Origin of the sequence: Corynebacterium sp. KPL2734 (assembly GCF_040225595.1) — a bacterium.
Classification (GTDB): Bacteria; Actinomycetota; Actinomycetes; order Mycobacteriales; family Mycobacteriaceae; genus Corynebacterium; species Corynebacterium rhinophilum.
The window spans coordinates 1-2,666 of the sequence record NZ_JBEHFO010000036.1 but is presented as its reverse complement, the minus strand read 5'-3'; the positions used below and the strand labels follow the sequence as shown (position 1 = coordinate 2,666).

Annotated in this window: 2 protein-coding genes; both read right to left on the bottom strand. The window is 55.4% G+C overall.

The window, feature by feature from the left end; all coding sequences use genetic code 11:
• Positions 1-85 precede the first annotated feature (85 nt).
• Positions 86-883 carry an ATP-binding protein gene (locus ABRP88_RS11245; RefSeq protein ID WP_349837246.1) on the bottom strand — a complete coding sequence of 266 codons (798 nt, stop codon included), beginning with the start codon at positions 881-883 and terminating at the stop codon, positions 86-88.
• 2 nt (positions 884-885) lie between these two features.
• Positions 886-2,520, bottom strand: coding sequence for an IS21 family transposase (istA, locus tag ABRP88_RS11240; RefSeq protein WP_349837245.1), 1,635 nt, complete (start codon positions 2,518-2,520; stop codon positions 886-888).
• Positions 2,521-2,666: the final 146 nt, after the last annotated feature.

The window sequence follows — 2,666 nt, the reverse complement described above, 5'->3', positions numbered from 1 at the left end:
TGACGCGGGCTTGTTTTAGGGACCGGTAAGGCGGTACCAGGTACCGGGGTGGCGGTAGCCGCCCGGTAGCCGGTTTTACCCCCGCTTATCGTTTGGACCGTTGACGTTGCTTGAGCTGTTTGCTAAGTGTTCCCCTTTCTTCTTGGAAGTCGTCACGGGTGCGCATGTCTTCACCGATGAGGGTGAGTTTGCTGCCGTTGTTTGCAAGTCGGGATAGGACAGCGTCGGCGATCGCGTTTTCACTAAAGACGCTGTACCAGTATTCCGGCTCGTGCTGGCTGACGATGACGGTTGAGGAATGCTCCCGCTTGACCAGGAGGTTGAATACCTGGGCTAAGGCGAAGGCAGATACGTCCGTGGCCAGGAAGTCGTCGATGACCAACACAGCCGGCTTTGTCAGTTCCTCAAGGAGGGCTTTGCGCTCATAGGCAGCGTCGGCTGTGGCGTCGAACTCGTCGGCTAAGTCGGCGAGTCTAAAGTAGCGTGCGGTTAGTTTATGCCGGCACGCAGCCACGGCTAGGCCTTGGGCGAGGAAGCTTTTGCCGGTGCCGGTAGCTCCCACGATGGTTAGATCTCTGCCGTAGGTAATCCAGTCGCAGGTAGCTAACCGCTCAATACGGTCTGGAGTGATCCCTCGGTTGCTGTGTGCTTCAAAGCGTTCCAAAGCCGCAAGCGCGTTGGGTAGCTTGGCGGCTTTGACGAGTTTTTCGATTACTTTCGAATCACGTGCAGCTACCTGAGCATCGAGAGCTTCTTTGATCTTGTCTTCAAAGGAGTCCAAGTCACGACTGGGATCGTTGACGATCTCCTGCAGCGTCGTGGCAAACACACGCATCCCGCGAAGAGAACCGAGCAGTTCGAAGTCTTCATCGGTAAGAGCCATGGCTATACCTTCCATTCTTTATCAGTGAAGGCAAACGCCCCGGCCCCGCGTACATGCGACACAGAGTCCGGCGTGTCCGCCGTGGGCTGTTGGCGGTGCGCACGCGTAGTGTCGATGGCCGTCGACAGTGGTACATCGGTGGGCAAATACGCCTGTGCTGCGGCCTGTTTTAGATACTTGAGCTCTTGGGCTACTTTGTTGACGCTGGGGACTGCTTTGCGCGATAACAGCTGACCACAGGCTTGTTCGAGTTCGATTCGGGAGTAATCCTTCGATAGGTTCAGTACGCCCAGAACGCTAGAATATGCTTGGGCTTCGACTTTACGAGCGTTAAACATCTGGCCGATGAGCTGTGCTGTCGCGGTCCCAATACTTTTCGCCCAGTCTTCCAAGCGTTGCCGGTTCCACTGGGTGTTTAAGTCCTTATGGTTGTCGGGGACATGCTCATCCAAGGTGGAGTAGCCATAATTAGCAGGGGCAATACGATGTGAAGCAACAATCTCACCGTCGTAGAAGACATCCAGATAGTCATCAAAAAGTTGCACGTCGACGAACTTGCCCGCTAGCTTCCACGGCACTGAATACCAGTGATTGGCGATCCGGATGTGGTAGTTCATTGCGACCTTGGACTTCTTCCACCGCGACCACGACCACCGCCGGTCGGGCAATGGGCGCAGCAGCTGTTGCTCATGGTCTTCAAACAACTGGCGACGAGAGATATCCTGCCCGCGGAAGGGACGGCGATCGTTGATGAAATCGCTTTGGTCCTCGAGGGCCTTATTGAGCATGTCGAAACTGTAGAACTCCTGGTCGTCGAGGTATTCCACGCACCATTGCTGGGCAATATCCACGGCCTTTTCAACATTCGCCTTATACCGCGGCCGGTAGCCTTTCGCCGCAGTAATACCTATCTGATAGAAATCGGCAAATGTAGAATACTCCGCAACCGGGATACGCCCCCGCAGCCCACAGGAAATCTGTTGCGTGGCTGTGAGCGCGTTATCCGGGATCAACCGCAGCGGACAACCACCGAAATACTCCAAAGCCGCACGGTGGGCTAAAAGCCACGACCGCATTTTTTGATCCGGCCACGCCGATACATGCATCATCCCTGAGTGCGGCAATGAAGCTACAAACAAGTGCGCGGTAACCCGCTGGCCTGAGACAGGATCCACAACGACCATTCCATCGCCCGACCAGTCCACCATGAGCTCGTCACCGGGATCGTGATTCAGTTGCGCTGACAGCTGATGAACATCGACATAATGCTCAAACAGCGAACAGTACTGTCGATACGAATAATGACGCTGACCAGTACCAACAGGGAACTCCAGGTACTTGGCGTGCGCGACTTTCAACGTCACGCGCTTGCCAGAGACCATCCGCTCAGCAACCTTTTTGAAATCCGGTGCGAGGAACTCCGCATCGTTGCGACGCCGGTTATCCGGAAATAGCTCCTCTAACTGGGCATTCGACAATCCAGCAATCCCACGAGCATCGAGTCGATGGTCCCTTACAACGCGACTGGCCTTATCAATCGTCGACTTCGAGACCCCTAAATCGGCTCGAATCTGGTTCCAGGAACGATTCCCGGCAACCAAGACAAACATGATGGCACGGTAATCCGTCACCACCATCACTCCTTCCACGTGAACGCGACCCACGCGTACACACTGCGTGGGCCGTCCACTAAAGAGTGCCTAAAAACTACCCCCGGTACCCGATATCCGCACCGGTCGGTACTCGATACCGCCCTACCGGTACTAAATAGCGTCGCGCGTCA

Coding starts and splice junctions, on each gene's coding strand:
- istA (WP_349837245.1), bottom strand. CDS start 2,520: ATGGTGGTGACGGATTACCGTGCCATCATGTTTGTCTTGGTTGCCGGG.
- ABRP88_RS11245 (WP_349837246.1), bottom strand. CDS start 883: ATGGCTCTTACCGATGAAGACTTCGAACTGCTCGGTTCTCTTCGCGGG.